Origin of the sequence: Thermococcus sp. EP1 (assembly GCF_001317345.1) — an archaeon.
GTDB lineage: Archaea > Methanobacteriota_B > Thermococci > Thermococcales > Thermococcaceae > Thermococcus_A.
In genome coordinates this window covers 326,502-346,571 of the sequence record NZ_JXCG01000001.1, presented here as the reverse complement: position 1 = coordinate 346,571, position 20,070 = coordinate 326,502, and the positions used below count along the sequence as shown (strand labels likewise).

Genomic DNA, 20,070 nt, shown 5'->3' with positions numbered 1-20,070 from the left:
AAATTGTATAACGCTGACCAAAAATGTTATAAGGGCAATGAAAGAGTTAAGCTTGAGAAAATTTAGTTGGTGGAAAGAATGAAAGTTGAAAAAGGCGATTTTGTGGTTTTTAACTACATTGGAAAGTTTGAGAATGGAGAAATTTTCGATACGACTTATGAGAATATTGCTAAAGAAGCAGGTATTTATACTGAAGATAGGACTTATGGCCCCCTTGGTGCCAATGTGGGGGTTGGTGAACTTATCTCCGGAATGGACGAAGGCCTAATAGGGATGGAAGTTGGAGAGAAGAAAACTATAACGATTCCCCCAGAAAAAGGATATGGTATGCCACGTGATGACTTAATAATTGATGTGCCAACAAGTGAATTCGAAAAAGCAGGTATAGAGCCGATAGAAGGAGCCTATATTATGACCGACAGTGGAATTGCAAGAATAACTGCTGTTGGAGAAGAGAACGTTACCCTTGACTTCAATCATCCACTTGCCGGGAAAACACTGATTTTTGAAGTAGAAATAGTGGACATAGAAAAAGAAAAATCAGATAAAGCCGAGGCTTGATATTTGAATCTTAGTAGCTACGAGAAACGTTAAGACACCCATTACGGCAAGCATTGCGCTGTATTTAAAGCCTGCTGAGAACTTTCCTTCTCTTATTATTCCAATTCCCAATCCAGAAACTATTGCCTGCAGTGCCACAAATGCTAAGAGAATGTTGTAAATAGCATCCAGCGGTAGGTTGAGACCAACCTCTGGCGTATTCATGCCCCCCATGATTTGAGAGACTATCCCAAGGATTATCGGACCAAGGAATCCACTTGCAATTATGAAAAACATTGTTTGCATTCCCGTAGAAGCTTTTCTCTCTTTTTTTATTCTTAGGATCTCACGAACATCATTAGCAACAGCTACCAACACATCAGCCATTGGTGCACCTCTTTCATAGGCCTCAAGGATGATCATCGTAGATCGGTATATTATAATTGATCTCCTGTTTCTCAGTGCAAAAGCCTTTAAAGCCTCATAAGTTGACCTACCTCTCTTTATCTCACTGACTGTTCTTTTAAACTCCTCTGTTAAGGCTCCAAATCTAGCAGTAGAGGCCTCTTCCAATGCCTCCGAAAACGATACTCCAGCCCTAAGAGAACTCGCCAAATAGAAAAACGCATCAGGAATGTTGTTTTCCATGTTTTCAATTTTCTTAATGAGCTTCCAGTAAGGATACACCCACGCAACTCCAACGAATACGGCAAAGAAGACAGGTAGTGCATAAAGCTTGACTGGAGAAATTATGAAGACTACAATACTCACTAAAAGTGCAAGTAGGAAAGACACTATTAAAAATTCTAGTGCCAAGAATGATATGCCTGCAGAATACAGAAACAGGGTGTACCTCCTAGTCCACTTCTTTGGAATTATCCTTTCAAGGGCCTTTGCAATCGGATGTAGAAAGGTAATTTCAGGCATTTAATCACCTCGGCTCGCTTCGTTTTATCATGAACACTACCATTGTAGACATGGCAGGGAATCCAAACAATAAGATAACAGCTAGTGCGGAAGGTGGTAATACAACACTTCTCGACATCATAGATGCTGCAAGTATTGCCACAACAAAGAGTGTCGGCATAATTATCGTCATGAACATGTAAACGAATGCTATACCATTAACCTTCTGTATGTATTCTACGAGCTTCATCCTATATTCAAAGGAAAAGTCCTCAGCAAGTTTGTATAATATATCTGCCAAGTTTCCACCGAATCTTGTAGCCCTTAATATTTGCTTCACAACCCTGCTAACGTTTTCAGAAGCCATTCTCTCCTCAAATCTTGTTAAAGCATCCTCAAAAGATGTTCCACCATGCATGTCCCTTATCATTAGATCAAATTCCTCAGAGATTGGGCCATAATCGGCATTAGCCACTGAAACCATAGCCTCAGCTATACCAACACCTGCACTTAAGAGAGATGCCATGTGTCTCAATACATATGGCAACGCCTTTTCTACCTCTATCACTCTTCCTCTCCACACTAGCCTTGGATAATTCCTCATGTAAAGAAAACCACCGATGAAACCAAGAAGTCCCAGCATTATTGATATGTCAATTGGGAGAATGAGAAGAATACCAAGTATAAATCCAAAAATGGCAGAAAAAATTGATACTCCTATCATCAAAGCGACGTACTGTTCCTTACTCATTTTGATATTTGCACGAAGCAGGTCGTAATCTAGACCTTTGATAGATCTCGTGAAAGATTCAACTGGACCTCTGAAACGCCTCAACATGAATTCTGAAAATCTGTGACTGAAAGATTTTTCCAGTTCCTTCTTTCTCCACTCTACTAATTCCTCAATCTCTTCTTCATATCTCTTTTCTCTTTCTTCACTGATCTCTTCTTGGAGTTTTTTCAATAGTTGGAGTCTCTCCTCTAATGTGAGCGTCTTGGGGATTCTACGAATAGGTCGTTCGCTCACCTCAATAGTTTTCTGTCCTAACCTTTCTATAAACTCCAATATTCTAGCCTTCAATCCCAAATGTCTCACCTTTATATGATTCTTCTTACTTTCTCAGTCAGTTCAAGGGAAGCGTCTTTTTCGATCCTCATCAAAGTCTCTTCCGGATTAATGTAGAATTCTCTTATATAGTGCCCAACTTCTTCGATACTTCTTATTCCCTTTTCTACCATCCATTGGAGAACGACTTCTCTCTTTAGCCTCTCTTCTAAGAGTTCCTCTGTGGTGAGCCCAGTGTGTTCAGCAAGCTGGTTCATGACCCTGCTTGGAACTCCAGTATGATAGAGTTCATCCTTTGCTGGATTGTACTTGTAAATCGTGTTCAACTGAACGCTTTCTCCTTCTATTCCTGAAACTTCTGCAATCTCAGTGATCCTTCTTATAGTTCCTTTCTTTCTGTTGTTAAATCTCACCTGCATTATGATGACGTCAAGGGCTGGAATCATAATCCTTGGAACGTTCATAGGGGGACTCTCAAGCCTAACAATAGTTTCTCTTGCAGAGTTAGAGTGTATCGTACCCATACAACCATCGTGTCCAGTATTCATTGCAGTGAACATCGTTCTTGCCTCTGGACCTCTGACCTCACCTACAATAATCCTATCTGGCCTCATACGTAAGGTATTTTTAACTAGGTCGTCCATTGTGATTTCTCCTCTACCTTCGATATTTGGTGGTCTAGTTTCAAGTCTCACCCAGTGTTCAATTGGGAGTTGAAGCTCAGCTGTATCTTCTATGCTAATTACACGTTCACTTGGAGGAATAAACATTGCTAATGCATTAAGAGTTGTGGTCTTACCCGAACCTGTTCCTCCCGCTACAAGTACGTTTGCTGGCTTAACTCCAAGCCCATCAACAAAGATCCACAATAAGGATGCTATTTCTAAATTGAATGTACCATACTTCAGAAGATCAATTATCGTCAAAGGATCCTTTTTGAATTTTCTTATGGTCAACGTAGGGCCTTCTAAGCTTATAGGTCTAATTGTTGCATTAACTCTACTTCCATCGGGTAAACGAGCATCTAAAAGGGGTGTTTGCTGATCAATCCTTCTTCCAACCTGTCTAGCTATGCGTTCAATTATGTTTAATATCTCTCTTTCATCGTCAAAAAATATGTTCGTTTTACACATATAGAACTTCCTATGCCACACATAGACTGGCTTTCTAGTCCCAATAACCATAACTTCTTCTAAATTATCGTCTCTAACTAATGGATCTAGTTTACCGTATCCAATCATGTTCTGAACCACTAGATTTACTAGAATCTCCATTCTTCCTTCCGAAACATTTGGAGCAAGTTCTCTCATTATGTTCTTCACGGCCCTACCAAAAATCCTCCTTCTTTCTTCTGGGTCAGGGATGCTTTCTGGGTCTATTTGAATTTCAGCAATCGCCCTATCTCGAACTATCCTAACCAACTTTTCTTCCTCTTCACTTAATTGTGGAAGTCGAATTTCGTATATCGGTATTGGCTCTCCACTAACTTTTAGAATTCTCACATTACCATAAACATCAAGTACTTTTGCCTCTTCACCATAGTATGTTGGTGCAGGAGTTCTCACAGGGGGACCATGAGTCCTTTTCAGTATTCTCTCTAAACTTCTATCTCCCCATGTCTCGCTACTTCTATACGAAGTTGGAGTCTTAACCTCAGGTATTGTAGAAATGTCCCCTTTATCTCTCAGACTAGGGGGTTTTTCTTCATGTTCATCCTTTATTATTTCCTCTAATGGGGGAGCCTCCTCATTGAGGATTTCTTCTATCCATGATAAACCTGAACGTTTTTTCTTTTTCTCTTCCAAATTCACTCACCCACATTAGATTTTCCCATTTAACTTTGTATTCATATTCAAAATCATGCCCCCCTAAAAATACTATCCATACAGGATAATCAAACTTTAACTCTGATCTTTGTACGGTCTTTGTCAGTTCGGGCTTCTCATTACTCTTTGCCAAGAGATTATCCGTTAGGGAATAAATAACAATCCTTGAAGAAAGCTCTGATAGGTCTGTATTGTTCTCAGATTCTCTATCGAGGTAACTGGGCATGAACTCTCTTACGTATTGGGCGTATTGAGATAATATAACATCCACATACTCACTGTATTTCATAGTGTATTCGGGTTCAAACTCATAAATTTCTGCTCCATCAAAGAGGATTGGTATTCCAACAGCAATATACTTAACTTCTTCTGCAAGGGGATTTCTCACAGTCACTTTCACACTACCTGTATACTTAACCACCTTCACATAACCATCGGAAATGAAGAAGGTATCAACCATGTAATATTTTTGTGGATACAACACTAACTCCGGATAAACTGGACTATAGAAGAGGTTTGGGCCTTCTACTCCACTCACAGAACTCACAGATAAACTCTCATCTATTTTTACATTTACTTGCAAAGTTTCATAGGGGGCAATCCAAAATCCCATGTTGTTTACATTAACTATCTCATTTCCTTTTCTGATTAGAGTGTATTCATAATCCGGATTGATTAACACAAACTTATAAAAGGGACCTGCATTTACTAAAGTCACATTTAAGTCAACTATCCCAGAAGCCTCAATATTTCCCCCTTCTTGGGCATTTACTAAACTGGAAACTAACAAAATAAAGAAAAAGGCAAGAGCCACCTTTTTTATCATGCCACTCACCCTACAATCTTTGTTATGTAAAGCGCGTTTCTATATTTGAGTATGTCTTCAACGAACTCTGCCGGTACTTCAACTATCACCAGAACTTTGGCCGTTGGGTCTGTGGCCATGAGGCCTGTATCCTGCTCTAGACCAAACACTTTCCACATGTATCTGCTCAGCTGTTCTTTAACCTCGTCTGGAGCTGCTATTTTGTTAGCTGCAATTGCTTTCAATATTTCTGATAACGCCACGTTGTAGGTGTAGGAAGCAGTTATTGTCTGTGAACTTGATTGTGTGGTTGAATGGCTTTCATCTTTGCTCTGTTCGTAGGTGATTGATTGCTCGCCAGGTGCATAACTCTCCGAGTATTGATCTGAGTAAGAGGTCTCTGTAGAACTTTCTATATTATTACTCTCTGTCTGTGACTCAGAAACTGAAATCTCGCCTGAATCTTTTAAAAGGAGCACAGTGGTTATGTATCCTTCATCAGCTATCTTTTGGATAGATGTTGCATTTACCTGAGCAAAAATCTTTACTTTGTCCCCAGAAGACAAGAACGCCCCGTTAACATTTTCTCTTGGGAGAACCAAGGCAACTTGAACCATCTCTGCTTTCTCGATTGTATACTGCATCAATTCAGCAAAGTCTGTAATTTTGCTTAGAACGTATTTGGCCTCTGGTTTTGTATATATGCTCTTCTCAACACCTTTCTTGAGAATAACTTTTTGAGTTGGAGTGGCATCTATAAGGTAATAATAGTACTTCCTCCATAGATCAAGCAAATATGGATTGGGATCAACCAATAAAACTTCGTCCTTGGATTCTGCCGAATTAACTCTCTCCTTTAGTTGGTTTAATGTCTGAATAGCCTCACTTTTTATGTCCGCTGGAAGGGGCTGAGAAAGAAGGAGTTCAAATGATTGTTCTATCTCTGATAACTTAACCGTCTTTGCATCTTGAAGTTCCTTTTGACGCTTTTCTTCTTCTAACTGTGCTTTTCTTTGCTCTGCCAAAGTTTTCACATCAATTTTCTCAAGTTCTTCTACGCTTTGGGCCCTGCTAATTTGATTTATCAGCTGTGTTTTCAAAGTATCATTTTGAAGTTCCCCAGTGAAGTATTTATTGACCTCCGTGATTTTTGCAAGTTTAGCCTCTTCAAGCTGTTTCGCTGCCCTATTTTGATAGGTTATGTACACCCCAACAACAACAGCTATGATAATTATCGCCAGAATAGAAGCACCAATAATAATTCTCCTACGTCTTTCCCTCTCTCTAAGTCTACCAAGTCTAGAGGGTTTTCTAGTGGGACCAGATGGTCTTGCAACTGGCACAGAGGGAGTTTTTGATTCCCCCCTCTCCTCAACAGAAACTTTCCCTAATTCTCTCAAACGTCTAATTTTTTCTTCAATATCTTCCGCCACGGTGAGCACCACCACAATAATAATTTTCTTTTATGAACTAATAGTCCTAGTAAATATTTTAGTCTTCATTCCTTATTTACCTTTTGGTGATGAAAAATGGAAAAACTGGTAATAAAAGCCATAAATATTAAGGGGAGGTGCCCAGTGTTCAAAGTAGGGGACAAGATAGTTATAGAGGGCCCGAAGGTCAATCTAGAAGAGACCACTGCAATTTGCACACATGCCTTTGCATCATTCTTACCCTACATAGTGGCCTTGCGAAAAGGTGTTAAACCCCAAGAGATAGGATTGGGTAGAGGGGAAAAGGCTTACGTTCAATGTTTAGATCCAGGACCACCATATACAGAGGGAGGAACTGTAATCTTTGAGATAACGGTGATACGAGATGAAACAGAAAAAGGCTTGGAGGATAGTAAGGGAAGCGATTAAAGAAGGCGATATTATAGTTGAGGTAGTGGATGCTAGAGACCCAATAGGGACCAGAAATCCTAAAGTTGAAAAACTTGTACAGGAAGAAGGAAAGAAGTTACTAATAGTTATGAATAAAGCTGATTTAGTGCCAAAGAAGTGGGCTGAAGAATACAAACAGAAAAATCAAAATCTCCCAATAGTCTTTATCAGTGCAAGAGAAAGAAAAGGGACCGGTATCTTAAGAAAAGAAATAAAAAAGATTGCAAAGGAGCTTTTTAATGAAGGCAAGGAAAAAGTAAAGGTTGTTCTAGTAGGATACCCCAACGTAGGAAAGAGCACCATAATAAATGTCCTAAAAGGAAAACATGCAGTCGGCACTGCCCCAATACCCGGATATACAAAGGGAAAACAGTTGATCAAACTTTCCAAGAGAATATGGCTACTTGATTCCCCTGGAGTAGTTCCAATCGATGAGTTTGAAGAACTTGTTATTAGGGGCGGTTTTCCTGCAGATAAAATCGAAGATCCTGTTAAACCAGCTCTAAGACTCATACGTAGAATCTTGGAAACAAGAAAAGAGGCCATAACTGAAAAATATGGAATCGAGAAATTCGAAGATGAAGAACAAATATTAGAGGCTATAGGAAAGAGAAAAGGCCTCTTAAGAAAAGGGGGAGAAGTTGATCTCGAAGAAACTGCGAGATACCTTTTAAGAGAGTGGCAGACTGGGAAGTTCACCCTTTTTGGCAAAGAAGAGAAAAGAGAGGAAAGCTTTATCTGGGATTTTGAAGAGATCTTGGATGAAATTGAACGTGAATTCCTAATCGATCCAAGAAGGATCCTTTGGAAATATGAAGAACAGCTCTGGCCCAGAAAAGAACGACGTGTTGGAATCAGAGAAATTGAAGGGGTTATAGTAGGAATAGCAACAAGATTTAAGAAATGTCCTTCTGCCATACGATTCCTTGAAGAGCTAACAGGTAAAAAAGTGATTGCAAGTGAATGCTTTGGTGGGAAATGGAAGGGCGTAATAGCAATTCTGGAGTGATGTTGTTAAGCAAAAATGTTTACTATTTGTGCAGAATGTTTATAAAATCTTTTTCCATACCCAAAAAAGGGATACAACTATGAAGAGGATGACGTTCATCTTTGTGGTATTTCTAATTGTGAGTGTCGCCATTGGATGCATTGGAACTCCTAAAGCAGAAAACACCACTACAGAAACTCCAAGAGTTTTGACAATCTCAACTACAACAAGTCTATATGACACAGGGATTCTAGAAGAAGTTGTCGCACCAGCATTCAAAGAAAAATACGGCATTGAATTACGTTTTATTCCTAAAGGAACAGGTGGAGCAATTATGGATGCAAAAAACGGTGCAAGCGATGCTATTCTAGTTCATGCACTTTCCAAAGAACAGGCATTTATGGAAGAAGGTTATGGGGTTAATAGAAAAGTATTCGCATACAACTTTTTTGTAATTGTTGGTCCAAAGAGTGATCCCGCTGGAATTAAGGGACTGGGTGTCACAGAGGCCCTTAAAAAGTTAGTTGAGTACGGAAGAATGCACCCCGACCAACTCGTATGGATTTCAAGAGATGATGGTTCTGGAACCAACACAAAAGAAATCGCATTGTGGAAGGCAGCAGGGTTTAGCTTCGAAGAGCTTAAGAATGAAAAGTGGTTTGGAACGACAGGTTCAGGGATGGGGAACACGCTTCTATACACAAGTGAGAGAAAAGCCTACACTCTCTCTGATATCGGAACGTATCTTAAATACCAGAAAGAGGGTAAAATTGACTTGGATGTGCTAGTTGACAAAGGAGAGCAACTTATAAATGTGTACGCCATAATCATCATAAATCCAGAGAAGATCGAGGATAAAGATTTTGAAGGCGCGATGCTTCTTGCAGAATGGCTCACCTCTGAAGAAGGGCAAAAAGCAATAGCAGAGTATGGAAAAGAGGAATTTGGGCGGTCTCTTTTCTATCCAGCTGTTCCAGTACTAGAGCAAAAAGAAGGAGAAGTCTTTAAGTGGTTACTCAAATACGGCTTCATGAAAGATGGCGAGAGTTATACTGAGTGTCCAACCAAATTCCGATATAATGCTGCCTATGAGTTTTTTGAGTTTCCAGCCACAATAGTAGAAGGATAACACTTTTATCTTATCTCTCTATTTATTGAGGAGGACAAAAGATGGCATGGGAGTATATAATCCAGGGATTTTCAGAGGCCCTAGGACTTATAACAGAGCCTTATATTATTGAAATAGCCCTAAGGTCAATAAAAGTATCAGGAATAGCTACAGTAATGGCCGTTGCCTGGTCACTTCCCCTATCCATGTTAATAGGTCTTAAAAATTTCCGAGGAAAATGGCTTGTTAAAACATTCATTAATGGTCTTATGGGGGTACCAACGGTTATTTGGGGCCTCATACTCTACCTCCTTCTTGTGCCACGGGGGCCCCTTGGAACACTTGGTCTTCTCTATACAGAAATGGGAATAAGCTTTGGTCAGGCTTTACTCATAACCCCAATAATAATGAGCATAGTAGTGAACTCTCTCGAAGCAATTGAAAACGAGATTAGAGAATTGGCTTTAACCCTTGGTGCAGATGAGATTAGAGCATCATTCCAAGTGGTTATAGAGAGTGTTGGAGGGATAATACTAGCAATAATCGCTGGATTTAATAGAGCAATTGCTGAACTGGGAATAGCTCTTATGATTGGAGGAAATATATACGTGAAAGGGGGGCATTACAACACGAGAGTACTAACCACGGCAATTCAGATGTACACTGTAAGAGCTGAGATCAGCGTCGCCATAGCCCTTGGGATAATACTGATGGGGATTGTTTTGGGAGTAAATCTTCTATCAAATCTCATCAGGAAGTGGTTAACATGAGCTTCATCAAAACAATTGGAATTACAAAGAGGTATGATAATGGAGAACCTCCAGCGCTTGAAGATGTAAATCTCGAAATTAAAAAAGGAGAGATATTCTGCATAATGGGACATAGTGGGGCTGGAAAAACTACACTATTAAGGATTTTAGCCCTTTTAGAAAAGCCAGACTCAGGAGAGTACTACTTTGATGGAACCAAAGTGAGCTGGAATGACGATTTAAGAAAAAACATTACAATGGTTTTTCAAATTCCCGTGATGTTTAACACTACCGTTTTTAAGAACATAGCATATGGCCTAAAAATCAGGGGATACTCAAAAGATGAGATAAAGAAAAAAGTCGAGGAAGTTTTAGAGCTAGTTAGACTCCAAGGTTATGAAAATAGGAGAGCAAAATATCTTTCAGGAGGAGAAAAACAACGAGTTGCCATAGCAAGGGCAATTGTCCTCGAACCAAAGCTTTTACTTATGGACGAACCGACTGCAAATTTAGACCCAACAAATTCTGCTATAATCGAGGAAATAGTTAAGGAAATAGTTAAAGAAAAGGAAACTACAATACTCTTTTCAACTCATAATCTATTCCAAGCAAAACGACTGGCCCACAGAGTGGCCCATATATACAAAGGAAAGATCATCGAGATAGGAAAGACAAAAGAAGTTTTTGAACGACCAAGGAATGAACTAACAAAGAGGTTTATTAATGGGGAGCTCTTCTGAGCTAAAACTTATAACAGGGAGTTAAGTATTCTGAACCATGAAGTTACTGTTAACAACATCTCAAGGTATTGAGGATTTAGCAAAAAAAGAAGTTGAGGACCTCATAAAAAGAGCAGACTTAAAAGGAAAAGTCGAAGAAAAGCCCTTGGGAGTCGAAGGTAGGATATGGGCAGAGATTGAAGAGAGCTATTACTTTAATAAAAAGGGAAAAAAGAGAGAATTTGAGATTGCCGCTTTTTTGAATGAAAACTCCCGACTCTTGCACAGAGTCATTCTCCATATCTCATCCACAAAGATCCCTAGCTTAGAAAAAGAGAAAGCCCTCAATGAGATTTATAATTTCGTGTTTAACTCCCCTATCGAGAAGTACGTAAAGATAAGTGAAAGCTTCGCCGTTAGGAGTTTCAGAAAAGGAGAACATGAATTTACAAGTGTTGATATCGCAAAAACCACAGGAAGCGCAATATATGATAAGCTCTCAAATTTTGGCACACCAAAGGTAAATCTGGATCACCCATGCGTGATTTTTAGGGCAGAATTGATTGATGATGTCTTTTTCTTGGGTATTGACACCACGGGAGATTCCTCTCTCCATAAACGACCTTGGCGCGTTTATGACCACCCAGCCCACTTGAAAGCATCAATAGCAAATGCAATGATAGAACTAGCAGAACTGGATGGAGGGAGCGTTCTAGACCCAATGTGTGGAAGTGGTACCATCTTGATAGAACTGGCATTAAGAGGATATAACGGGAAGATAATTGGACTCGAGAAATATGAAAAGCATTTGAAGGGGGCTAAGATGAATACCTTAGCTGCTGGGGTTTCAAATAAAATAGAGTTTATCCATGGTGATGCCACAAAACTTTCCAAGTATGTTGAAAGTGTAGATTTTGTGTTAAGCAATTTGCCCTACGGTTTGAAGATTGGGAGAAAAAGCCTGATTCCTGAGCTCTATATGAAGTTTTTTAACGAGCTTTCAAAGGTTTTAGAAAAAAGAGGCGTCTTTTTAACCACTGAAAAAAGAGCTATAGAGAAGGCTTTCGAGGAAAATGGATTCAAAATACTCCACCATCGGTTAGTTGGACATGGAGGGTTAATGGTGCATTTGTATGTAGTTAAATGAAGAGGTTAGCAGAGAATCGATCGCTCTGCCAACACATCTTCTTTTAAAACCCCAATCCCTTCTATCCATGCTTCTACTACATCACCATGCCGTAAAGGTCCAACACCTTCTGGAGTCCCTGTTGCAATTATGTCACCCTTTTCAAGGGTCATTATGTTTGAGATGTATTCAATTATCTCATCTATTTTAAAGATCATTTTACTGGTTCTCGAAAGCTGTCTGACTTTACCATTGACCTTGAGACCTATTTCGAGATCAGCCACATCAAGCTCTCTTTTATCCACTACACGCGGGCCAATCGGAGCGAATGTGTCAAATCCCTTAGGTACTGTCCAAGGGAGGCCCTTCGTCTTTGCCTCCCTTTGAAGATCCCTGGCCGTTATGTCCATTAAGATAGTATAACCCAATACGTATTCCATTGCTTTTGCTTTCGGAATGTTTTTCCCTCTTTTTCCAATTATCACAGCAAGCTCTACTTCATGATGAACCTCTTTACTTCTTCTGGGGAGTATTATAGTCTGATTTGGGCCTATTAAGGAGGATGGGGGTTTTAAAAATATCACAGGCTCTTTTGGAACTTCATGACCCAATTCTTTAGCATGCTCTGCATAATTTCTTCCAAGACAGATTATCTTGCTTGGTCTAACTTCATAGAAACCATCTCTAAAGGGTAAGCGAATCATTACATCACCAAATGAAATAATGAAGAAAAAATAAAGAGTTTGCCCTTAACTAACCTCTGCTTCTCTATCCCTAAGGAACGCAGGTTTAAGCTTATAAGTTATATAGAGCACAATTGGCATTATTATAAAAGCCATAAGATCTCCTGTACTGCCTGCAGCTCCCAAAACCTCAACGAAGTCCCTAATTCCCACCATATAAAGTATCAACGGTGGGAAAACTGTTATGATCCAAGCAGATTTCCTATTCATCTTTAGGTACTCTTCCATGTTGTCCAGTTGAGCCAAACCAAGGCCTATGTAACTTGTCAAGATAGCAAAGATCGGAATTAAACTTCCAACAAGCATTCCTATTCTTCCATATAGCTGTTCGAGTGCTTGAGTAGCTATTTGGGGAGTGTTCTCACCAAAGACTAGGAGGAATGAAGCCACAAATAGTGAATACACTATAGCCGGAACTAAGAAAGCCAAAAGTAACACTTTTTTAGCCTTTTCATAACTCCCAAGCCCCTTATAAATATCCGGAACTATTGTATGACAGCCAAATGCAAATATCGCAACCCCAAAGAGAGTTACAATTCCCTCACTCCCCATATAAAATGCGTTCTCAACCTTTGTATGGGGTACAGCCATTATCGCAACCACTACAAAAAGGGCCAATAAAACACCACTTAGTATCAATTCACTCTTCCCTGACATTTCCAGCCCTCTGTAGATAATAAAGCTGGCAAATGCCCAAAAGATCAACGCACCCATCTCCTCACTTATACCGAAAAGGTTTGCAAAAACACTCCCCCCACCAGCAATATAGGCCAAAAGAGCACCGTAACTCATCAAAGAGATGCTAGCAAACATTAGTACTCCTCCTGGCCTTCCTAATATCTCCCTAGCCAAAGTAGACATCTGTTTTCCGCCATTTTTTGCAGAAAGTTCAAGAACAAAAAGGGCGGTAATATACATGGTTAAAGCCACTAAAAACATTAGAGCCACGCTTGGTATCAAACCGATTTTTCTTGCTGCATAGGGCAACCCCAAAACGCCTGCACCAACTTGGGTTCCTATAGCTAAAGCGAGAGCTTCATTCCTACCCAATGCCACTTCTTTCACCTCCAAAAAACGAAAGCTTTTCGAAGGTAATAAAACTTGCTCTATGTAAAATTCATTCTTTAATGAAGAAATAGAAACGTCCATCTGCATACATGTACACGAAGGACAAAAAGAAAAGAATACGGCATGAAATAATTTTCAGAGAAAAATGAGAAATCCCGAAGCCACACACTACTTCCTTAGAGCTTCGGGAATCGATTTGTCCCATTGTTCTTGTGCAAGTTTTCCAGTATATTTAAATCTCTCCACCAGATCTCTTGCTTTCTCCCTTTTCTCCTGGTGTTCCTTTAAGAAGTTCTGGACCTTCTCTATGAGATAGCGCTTGCATTGACCACAAAGTATTTCTCCACTTTTACAGGCATTGTACCTTTCGAGGAGTTTTTTATCATCAGGCTCAAAGAATATTTCAAGCCATTTAAATACAACACACTTGTCAGGTTCGCCTCCCTTTTCGCGCTGCTCTTTTGCAGTAGCCCTTCCACCAGTTAAAGCATATTTCCAGATCTTTTTACCAGCTTCTTCTGGATCATCTGTTAGGTAAATAGCTGTTTCTGGCTTTGAAGCGCTCATTTTTCCTCCCAAACCCAATAAACCAGGTACAAACTTTGAATGAAGTGCTGCCGCTTTATAATAACCCAAACTCTCTGCAAAGTCTCTCTGAATTCTCCAATAGGGATCTTGGTCAATAGCAGCGGGGATTAAAGAACGTTTCTCTTCGAAAAATGTTGGAGCAGCTTGAATGGCAGGGTAGAATATCATTCCGACCTTGCTTTGATCATTAAATCCAAAAACGGCCTTTGCCATAGAGTAAGTTACTTTTTTCGCTATAGGGATGGCCATCTCATATATCTTGGTGAACTCAGTGTCCTGAAAGATAAATGTCTTATCTGGATCAAATCCAACAGCAATTATATCAAGTATGTTCTCATATGCCCATCTTTTTGTTTCTTCAAGGGTAAGCTTGGGTTTAAAGAGGAATTTCTCATCATCTGTGATTTGAACATACAGATTAACTCCGAAATTATCCTGAAGCCACTTCGTGGCAAAGAATGGAATTATGTGACCAATATGCATTGGGCCACTCGGCCCTCTACCCGTGTAGAGGAAAAATCCCCTTCCTGCTTCGTAGTCCTTAAGTACTAAATCATAGTCCCTGTGGGAAAAGAAGAACTTCCTCTTGAAATAAAGTGGCAAATCACTTTTTGTAAGTTCTCTTGTCTTCTCCAGTAGATCGTCTGTAAGGGGTGTTGTTCCAAATTCTTTGATAAGCTTGTTGTAATCCACTATTCCTGTAACTTCCCATGGAGTTACCTCAAATTCTGGCACAGAATTCACCTCCTAAAAAGACTAAGCTAGCCAAAAGAAGGATAGGATTTTTATTACCAAAGCCAAAAGCAATCACCGAACATGAACTAAAAATGGGAAAAGAAAATTTAAAGTTTTCCCTAACCTTCAACTTCTTTGAGATATTGTCCATATTTAACAAGTGCATACGCTGCATCGACTCCATCTTCCACAGTCTCAAAAACTGGTACTCCTACTTTTTCTATTCTTCTAGCCATCTTCTCTGGGTAAGCTCCTCCAGGAGCTATGAATATAACTGGCTTACCGTATTCTTGCATTCTTGCAACTGCATCAACAATGCCATCATCCAATGCAGGACTCTGGAAAAGAGCTATAACAGCCAAGACATCAACATTTTCATCTTCTATAGCATAGCGCATGGCTATTTCGTACCTACTTGAGGGAGCATCACCAATAATGTCAATTGGATTCTTATAACTCATGTGTTCTGGAAGTTTCCCTTCTTCTATCGCTTTTGCAAACCTCTCTTTAGTCTCTTCGCTTAATTCGGCCATTTTTAGCCCGGATTCTAGCACCCCATCGCTCATCATGACTCCTGCGCCACCACCATTTGTAACTATCGCTATCCTGTTCCCTTTTGCAGGTTTTTGCATCGCTAAAGCTTTAGAGTAGTTGAATAGCTGTCTCATACTTCTTGCTTCCAAAACTCCACTTTGTTCAAATGCTGCTTGATAAATAACATAACTTCCTGCAAGAGACCCTGTGTGGGAGGCCGCAGCTTTTGCACCAGCCTCAGTTCTTCCACTTTTAAGAATTACAACAGGCTTCTTCCTTGTAGCATCTCTCGCTGCCTGCAAAAACTTTCTTCCATCTTTAACTCCTTCAAGATACGCCGTTATAACTTTAGTAGCCTTATCGTCCTTTAAATACTCCATAAAGTCACTCTCATCCAAATCAGCCATGTTTCCAAGGCTTATGAATTTGCTCATCCCAACCTCGTGCCTCGCAGCCCAATCAAGAATCGCCGCTCCAAACGCTCCACTCTGACTCATGAATGCTATACCACCAAATTCTGGCCTAGCCTGTCTCTCAGGTGGATTAAAAGTACAGTCAAAACCGTTTTCAATGTTAGTGACACCCAAACAATTTGGTCCAACCACTTTTATGTTCCATTTTTTGGCTACTTCAACAAGTTTTTCTTCAAGTTCGATGTTTCCAGCTTCTTTAAAACCTGCACTTATTACAACTGCTCCCCTAATCCCTTTTTGTCCACATTCCTCGAGGGTTTGGGGAACAAATTTTCCTGGAATCGCTATTACTGCAACATCAACCTGATCTGGAATCTCTAAAACATTCTTGTAGGCTTTAAGGCCCATTACTGTATCTTCCTTCACATTAACAGGGTATATTTTTCCCTTAAACCCAAAGTTTATGAGATTCTTCATTATCGCGTTACCGATTTTTCCTTCTTTATTTGAAGCTCCAATAACAGCAACACTCTGTGGATAGAACAGAAAATCTAAGTCCATGTTTTTCACCTCTTTACAGTAATGTTCATCCTTGCTGTGTGATGTGGGAATTTTACATTTATAAAATTTTCCAGACAAGAAAAATCTCTAAAAAGAGAAAAGGTTATATTCTCGAGCGCTTAAATTTCTGTTAGAACGTTAAAATTGGTGAGAGTCATGAAAAAGAAAGTTAAGGTCATCACAGATCCAGAGGTAATAAAACTTATGCTTGAGGATACAAGAAGACAAATACTAAGACTGTTAAGAAGCAGGGAAATGACGATTTCACAACTCTCTGAAATACTTGGAAAAACCCCACAAACTGTTTACCACCACATCGAAAAACTCAAAGAAGCTGGCCTCGTCGAGGTAAAAAGAACCGAGATGAAGGGAAATCTGGTAGAGAAATACTATGGAAGAACTGCAGATGTGTTCTACATAAATCTGTATCTTGGAGATGAGGAATTGAGATACTTAGCAAAGTCCAAACTAAAAACAAAACTCGAGATCTTTAAAATACTGGGCTACAAGTTTGACGAGGAGGAACTTTTGAATCTCATGGACAAAATTACAGAAAAGGAACATTCGTATACAACAAGGATTTCCAAAGAATTGGAGGAAAAAGAAGAGGCCCTGAAAGAATTTTCAAACGAAGACATAATCCACGCCGTAGACTGGCTCACCATGGCCGAGTTAGGAAGAGATGGGGAAGCCTTAGAGCTCCTGAGAAAACTTGGAGAAATCCTTAAAAAGGAGTAATTTCAAGAGTCGTTGGGATAAAAGATGGCAAAGGGAATTAGACTTCTCGTATTGGATGTGCTCAAACCCCATCAGCCCATGGTAACTGAGCTGGCTCTGGGGTTAAGTGAGCTAAAAGGGGTTGATGGGGTTAACATTACCCTTGTGGAAATCGACAAAGAAACTGAAAATGTTAAGATAACCATCGTTGGAGACAATTTAGATTATGAAGAAATAGTGAGAACCATCGAGGAATTTGGGGGAGTTGTACACAGTATTGATATGGTGGCCGCTGGTAAAAAGATTATTGAAGAAAGTGAAACTCCTCAAGATAGATTAGAGGAATTTTGATATCATGAAAGATGTTCTTATAGTTACTGACCCCAAGAAAATTAGGGTATTAGCTGAGACGACCCGCTTAGATATTATTTCATTGCTCAGGGAACGTGCAATGACCGTATCTGAACTTAGCATGTTACTTAATAAAGACCCTTCAACAATACATCGACACATAAACCTGCTTAAGCAGGCAGGTTTTATTGAAGAGGTTGGAAGAGAAGGAAGTGAAAAACTCTATAGAAGGAGCGCAAAAGTGTTCCTAATATCACCTTATGAAAATGATGCCAGTGCGTGGGTAGCGATGGACAGGATACACACGAAGGAGGCCATGAGACTCTATGAGATATTCACTGAAGCCGGATTCATAATACCCAATAAAAAAGAGTTCGTAACTCTGATAAAGAAATTTTTAAGTAATTTTGAATTTCTCTCCAGGGACATTGTTAAAAGACTTGAAGGCGTCGAAATGAATCGTCTTGAGTTTATTCGGATAATGGTGTTACTGGCCCTCATAAACTCCCCTCAACTGCAAGAAGAAGCAAAAAAATTGAGAGAGATTTTAAAACTTGAGGACTAAAACTCCAAAGCCCACTTAATAGCGAAAGGAACTTTTTTAGCAACTTCCAGTGCAGTGTAATTTTCTCCCATTTCTTCTTTTACAATATCTCCCGCAAATCCCGTAAGAAAGGCCCCTACCGTGGAAGCTCTCAATGGATTGTTGCCCAAAGCCAATAAACCACCAATAATCCCAGAGAGAACATCCCCTGTCCCACCAGTGGTCATTCCCCTATTTCCTGTTTTGTTGTATTTCCAAGTGGTTCCATCACTTATTATATCATAAACCCCTTTTAGTAAAATTGTACCCCCTATTTGCTTTGCTTTTTCCATTACAATTCTGGCCGTTTCAACTAAGTCCCCTTCAGGTTTTTCTCCAAAAATAATCTCAAATTCCCCAGCGTGTGGAGTTAATACAAAAGTCTTACCTTCAAGAGCTCCTAACTCTCCTGCTATTGCTTTTAATCCATCAGCATCTATAACTAAAGGTTTTTCACACTGTTTTACAAACCCTCTAACAAATTTTTTAGTTTCTTCTTTTTGGCCAATTCCAGGGCCTATAACAACAGCATCAACATTTTTTGAAAGCTCTAAGGCCCTTTTAACATGAACTTCTATGAAATTCTCGCCATTAAAAGGCCTCAAAATTAAATCCGGATCATTAATCCTTCTAGCTGAATATTCAGGCATGGCTAGATAGACCAAATCCACTATATAGCTAGCAGCTTTTGCTGCCAGATATGGTGCGCCAAAGTAATCTTCACTCCCCCCAATTATCAAAAGTTTCCCATTTTGGCCTTTATGTTCGCCTTTTTTCCTCAAGGCAAATTTTACATCCCCCGGACCAACCAAATGGTAAAGTTCTTTTGGATAACCAATTTTCACTATTACTCGTTCAAACCCCTCATACTCCTCCTTGTCCCATTGGAAAGTTACTGCAAAGTCACAATTTACCCTAACACTCGATGGATAGCCGGTTGGCAGATCAACGCTAACTATCCTGGCTTTTCCCGAGTATTCATTAATTTTCTCGACAGCACTCTTTATTGGTTCTCTTGGCTCTCCTCTAGTACCCGCACCAAGAAGAGCATCAACAATCACGTTAAACTTACCAAGATCTAACCCTTTTATTTGACTTGAGTCTTTGAGAGTTTTAATCTTTACAAAATCAAGCTTTTTGAGAATTTCCCAGTTGTGTTTGGCTTCCTCACTTCTGATCTTTATCTCATCACCCACCAAAAACACGGTCACATCATTTTCAAAGCTCAAATGCCTCGCTATTACAAAGCCATCTCCGCCGTTGTTGCCTGTCCCACAAAAAATCGCCACTTTAAGGCCTTTTCCAAACTTTTCTTCTATAATTCGAGCAACTCCGGCCCCAGCATTTTCCATGAGCTGAAACGGTGAAATACCAAGCCACTTAGCATTTATGTCCCAGATGTAAACGTCTTCAATTTTCATGAACACCACCATGAAAAGTTCTCACAAGAGGATTAAAGAATATCGCTAAAGAAGAGTCTTAAGTTCTACCACCATAGCTATCCATGCAACATAAAGGACGATGAATAATAGAACATTAGGAGCTCTGCCTCTATTATTGGGAATTTGAGCATAAGAAGAATTTTGAGAAAAAGTCCAGCAACAATAAGTTTTCCTCCACAATACCCCTCATTTTTGAATGAATGTCTATAAGTTATCGGGACATTATTGGGAAGTTATGGTTAGTCTTAAAGTGATTCCTAAACCAGTCAGAGTGCTTATATACCATGGGAGAACAAGGAAAAAGATACTGTTAAAATTCCCATGAACTAACCCTCTAAAAAGGACGTAGGGCAAATCAAAAAACACAGCTGTAATAAAATACATGAGCAACAGATTTAACGGGAAGTCCCCTTTTCTAAGGATTAAAATTAAATAAACCTCAACGGCAAGCATTCCAACAAGATAAAACAGCAAAAAGCCATCAAACATTTTGAGAAATAGTGGGATATTTAAGAAGAAAACTGGAGCTAACTCTAAGTCCAGAAAAATCAATAAGCGAAACGCGAGTTTGAACACTATCAGAAGAGGAAGCCAATTTTTAAGGTCATTATTCATGAAA

Annotated in this window: 21 protein-coding genes; 10 read left to right on the top strand and 11 right to left on the bottom strand. The window is 39.6% G+C overall.

Going from position 1 to position 20,070, the window contains the following annotated elements:
- Nucleotides 1–78: 78 nt before the first annotated feature.
- Nucleotides 79–561, top strand: coding sequence for a peptidylprolyl isomerase (locus EP1X_RS01730; RefSeq protein WP_055281096.1), 483 nt, complete (start codon nt 79–81; stop codon nt 559–561).
- Here EP1X_RS01730 and EP1X_RS01725 read toward each other — a convergent pair.
- From EP1X_RS01725 to EP1X_RS01705, 5 genes are read right to left on the bottom strand one after another with little or no spacing between them, the layout of a single operon-like run.
- On the bottom strand, nt 541–1,467 hold the full coding sequence (locus EP1X_RS01725) for a type II secretion system F family protein (RefSeq protein ID WP_055281094.1): 927 nt from the start codon (nt 1,465–1,467) through the stop codon (nt 541–543). The two genes, EP1X_RS01730 and EP1X_RS01725, sit on opposite strands and share 21 nt — an antisense overlap.
- A 4-nt stretch (nt 1,468–1,471) precedes the next feature.
- A complete protein-coding gene (locus EP1X_RS01720; protein WP_055281093.1) occupies nt 1,472–2,533 on the bottom strand; it encodes a type II secretion system F family protein in 1,062 nt (353 codons plus the stop codon).
- Between the two features lie 11 nt (nt 2,534–2,544).
- Entirely contained in the window at nt 2,545–4,317 is a 1,773-nt protein-coding gene (locus EP1X_RS01715; RefSeq protein WP_055281091.1) for a CpaF family protein, read from the bottom strand.
- Complete coding sequence (locus EP1X_RS01710) at nt 4,259–5,164, bottom strand: hypothetical protein (RefSeq protein WP_055281089.1); 906 nt, start codon at nt 5,162–5,164, stop codon at nt 4,259–4,261. The genes EP1X_RS01715 and EP1X_RS01710 overlap by 59 nt, the downstream gene beginning before the upstream one ends.
- A 5-nt stretch (nt 5,165–5,169) precedes the next feature.
- Complete coding sequence (locus EP1X_RS01705) at nt 5,170–6,576, bottom strand: DUF515 domain-containing protein (RefSeq protein WP_253276525.1); 1,407 nt, start codon at nt 6,574–6,576, stop codon at nt 5,170–5,172.
- Nucleotides 6,577–6,672: 96 nt separating this feature from the next.
- Between EP1X_RS01705 and EP1X_RS01700 the strand changes: the two genes are divergently transcribed.
- From EP1X_RS01700 to trm14, 6 genes are all read left to right on the top strand, one after another.
- A complete protein-coding gene (locus tag EP1X_RS01700) occupies nt 6,673–7,005 on the top strand; it encodes a TIGR04076 family protein (RefSeq protein ID WP_055281085.1) in 333 nt (110 codons plus the stop codon).
- Complete coding sequence (locus EP1X_RS01695; RefSeq protein ID WP_055281083.1) at nt 6,962–8,035, top strand: GTPase; 1,074 nt, start codon at nt 6,962–6,964, stop codon at nt 8,033–8,035. The genes EP1X_RS01700 and EP1X_RS01695 overlap by 44 nt, the downstream gene beginning before the upstream one ends.
- 79 nt (nt 8,036–8,114) lie before the next feature.
- Nucleotides 8,115–9,143: a substrate-binding domain-containing protein gene (locus tag EP1X_RS01690; RefSeq protein WP_055281081.1), complete on the top strand. Its 1,029-nt coding sequence runs from the start codon at nt 8,115–8,117 to the stop codon at nt 9,141–9,143.
- A gap of 41 nt (nt 9,144–9,184) precedes the next feature.
- Nucleotides 9,185–9,892, top strand: a complete 708-nt coding sequence (locus tag EP1X_RS01685; RefSeq protein WP_055281080.1) for an ABC transporter permease — start codon at nt 9,185–9,187, stop codon at nt 9,890–9,892.
- The gene (locus EP1X_RS01680) at nt 9,889–10,611 is read left to right on the top strand and encodes an ABC transporter ATP-binding protein (RefSeq protein WP_055281078.1); all 723 of its coding nucleotides are present in this window, start codon (nt 9,889–9,891) and stop codon (nt 10,609–10,611) included. Before EP1X_RS01685 ends, EP1X_RS01680 begins: the two co-directional genes overlap by 4 nt.
- Before the next feature lie 37 nt (nt 10,612–10,648).
- Nucleotides 10,649–11,737 (top strand): tRNA (guanine(6)-N2)-methyltransferase, encoded by a 1,089-nt coding sequence (gene trm14, locus EP1X_RS01675; protein WP_055281076.1) that lies wholly within the window; start codon nt 10,649–10,651, stop codon nt 11,735–11,737.
- Nucleotides 11,738–11,742: 5 nt separating this feature from the next.
- Here the strand turns inward: trm14 and EP1X_RS01670 are convergent, their stop codons facing one another.
- The 4 genes from EP1X_RS01670 to EP1X_RS01655 all read right to left on the bottom strand — a co-directional run bounded on the left by EP1X_RS01670 (nt 11,743) and on the right by EP1X_RS01655 (nt 16,358).
- Nucleotides 11,743–12,420 carry a fumarylacetoacetate hydrolase family protein gene (locus EP1X_RS01670; RefSeq protein ID WP_055281074.1) on the bottom strand — a complete coding sequence of 226 codons (678 nt, stop codon included), beginning with the start codon at nt 12,418–12,420 and terminating at the stop codon, nt 11,743–11,745.
- 45 nt (nt 12,421–12,465) lie between these two features.
- A complete protein-coding gene (locus EP1X_RS01665; RefSeq protein WP_253276524.1) occupies nt 12,466–13,515 on the bottom strand; it encodes an aromatic amino acid transport family protein in 1,050 nt (349 codons plus the stop codon).
- A gap of 180 nt (nt 13,516–13,695) precedes the next feature.
- Complete coding sequence (locus EP1X_RS01660) at nt 13,696–14,850, bottom strand: tryptophan--tRNA ligase (protein WP_055281072.1); 1,155 nt, start codon at nt 14,848–14,850, stop codon at nt 13,696–13,698.
- Nucleotides 14,851–14,969: 119 nt separating this feature from the next.
- The gene (locus EP1X_RS01655; RefSeq protein WP_082391441.1) at nt 14,970–16,358 is read right to left on the bottom strand and encodes an acetate--CoA ligase family protein; all 1,389 of its coding nucleotides are present in this window, start codon (nt 16,356–16,358) and stop codon (nt 14,970–14,972) included.
- Nucleotides 16,359–16,514: 156 nt separating this feature from the next.
- Here EP1X_RS01655 and EP1X_RS01650 point away from each other — a divergent pair, with 156 nt between their 5' ends.
- Genes EP1X_RS01650 through EP1X_RS01640 form a run of 3 tightly spaced genes read left to right on the top strand, consistent with a single transcriptional unit; the run spans nt 16,515 to nt 17,991 of the window.
- Nucleotides 16,515–17,096, top strand: coding sequence for a winged helix-turn-helix domain-containing protein (locus tag EP1X_RS01650; RefSeq protein ID WP_055281070.1), 582 nt, complete (start codon nt 16,515–16,517; stop codon nt 17,094–17,096).
- Between the two features lie 24 nt (nt 17,097–17,120).
- On the top strand, nt 17,121–17,426 hold the full coding sequence (locus tag EP1X_RS01645) for a DUF211 domain-containing protein (protein ID WP_048160675.1): 306 nt from the start codon (nt 17,121–17,123) through the stop codon (nt 17,424–17,426).
- 4 nt (nt 17,427–17,430) lie between these two features.
- A complete protein-coding gene (locus tag EP1X_RS01640) occupies nt 17,431–17,991 on the top strand; it encodes a transcriptional regulator (protein WP_055281068.1) in 561 nt (186 codons plus the stop codon).
- Here EP1X_RS01640 and EP1X_RS01635 read toward each other — a convergent pair.
- Together EP1X_RS01635 and EP1X_RS01630 are read right to left on the bottom strand one after the other, a co-directional pair.
- Nucleotides 17,988–19,430: a bifunctional ADP-dependent NAD(P)H-hydrate dehydratase/NAD(P)H-hydrate epimerase gene (locus tag EP1X_RS01635; RefSeq protein WP_055281066.1), complete on the bottom strand. Its 1,443-nt coding sequence runs from the start codon at nt 19,428–19,430 to the stop codon at nt 17,988–17,990. The genes EP1X_RS01640 and EP1X_RS01635 overlap by 4 nt on opposite strands.
- A 243-nt stretch (nt 19,431–19,673) precedes the next feature.
- Entirely contained in the window at nt 19,674–20,066 is a 393-nt protein-coding gene (locus EP1X_RS01630; protein WP_055281064.1) for a hypothetical protein, read from the bottom strand.
- Nucleotides 20,067–20,070 lie beyond the last annotated feature (4 nt).

Bases quoted from the DNA above. Each gene is read 5' to 3' on its own strand.
- EP1X_RS01730 (WP_055281096.1), top strand. From the start codon at position 79: ATGAAAGTTGAAAAAGGCGATTTTGTGGTTTTTAACTACATTGGAAAG.
- EP1X_RS01725 (WP_055281094.1), bottom strand. From the start codon at position 1,467: ATGCCTGAAATTACCTTTCTACATCCGATTGCAAAGGCCCTTGAAAGG.
- EP1X_RS01710 (WP_055281089.1), bottom strand. From the start codon at position 5,164: ATGATAAAAAAGGTGGCTCTTGCCTTTTTCTTTATTTTGTTAGTTTCC.
- EP1X_RS01700 (WP_055281085.1), top strand. From the start codon at position 6,673: ATGGAAAAACTGGTAATAAAAGCCATAAATATTAAGGGGAGGTGCCCA.
- EP1X_RS01695 (WP_055281083.1), top strand. From the start codon at position 6,962: ATGAAACAGAAAAAGGCTTGGAGGATAGTAAGGGAAGCGATTAAAGAA.
- EP1X_RS01690 (WP_055281081.1), top strand. From the start codon at position 8,115: ATGAAGAGGATGACGTTCATCTTTGTGGTATTTCTAATTGTGAGTGTC.
- EP1X_RS01685 (WP_055281080.1), top strand. From the start codon at position 9,185: ATGGCATGGGAGTATATAATCCAGGGATTTTCAGAGGCCCTAGGACTT.
- EP1X_RS01680 (WP_055281078.1), top strand. From the start codon at position 9,889: ATGAGCTTCATCAAAACAATTGGAATTACAAAGAGGTATGATAATGGA.
- trm14 (WP_055281076.1), top strand. From the start codon at position 10,649: ATGAAGTTACTGTTAACAACATCTCAAGGTATTGAGGATTTAGCAAAA.
- EP1X_RS01670 (WP_055281074.1), bottom strand. From the start codon at position 12,420: ATGATTCGCTTACCCTTTAGAGATGGTTTCTATGAAGTTAGACCAAGC.
- EP1X_RS01655 (WP_082391441.1), bottom strand. From the start codon at position 16,358: ATGGACTTAGATTTTCTGTTCTATCCACAGAGTGTTGCTGTTATTGGA.
- EP1X_RS01650 (WP_055281070.1), top strand. From the start codon at position 16,515: ATGAAAAAGAAAGTTAAGGTCATCACAGATCCAGAGGTAATAAAACTT.
- EP1X_RS01645 (WP_048160675.1), top strand. From the start codon at position 17,121: ATGGCAAAGGGAATTAGACTTCTCGTATTGGATGTGCTCAAACCCCAT.
- EP1X_RS01640 (WP_055281068.1), top strand. From the start codon at position 17,431: ATGAAAGATGTTCTTATAGTTACTGACCCCAAGAAAATTAGGGTATTA.
- EP1X_RS01635 (WP_055281066.1), bottom strand. From the start codon at position 19,430: ATGAAAATTGAAGACGTTTACATCTGGGACATAAATGCTAAGTGGCTT.
- EP1X_RS01630 (WP_055281064.1), bottom strand. From the start codon at position 20,066: ATGAATAATGACCTTAAAAATTGGCTTCCTCTTCTGATAGTGTTCAAA.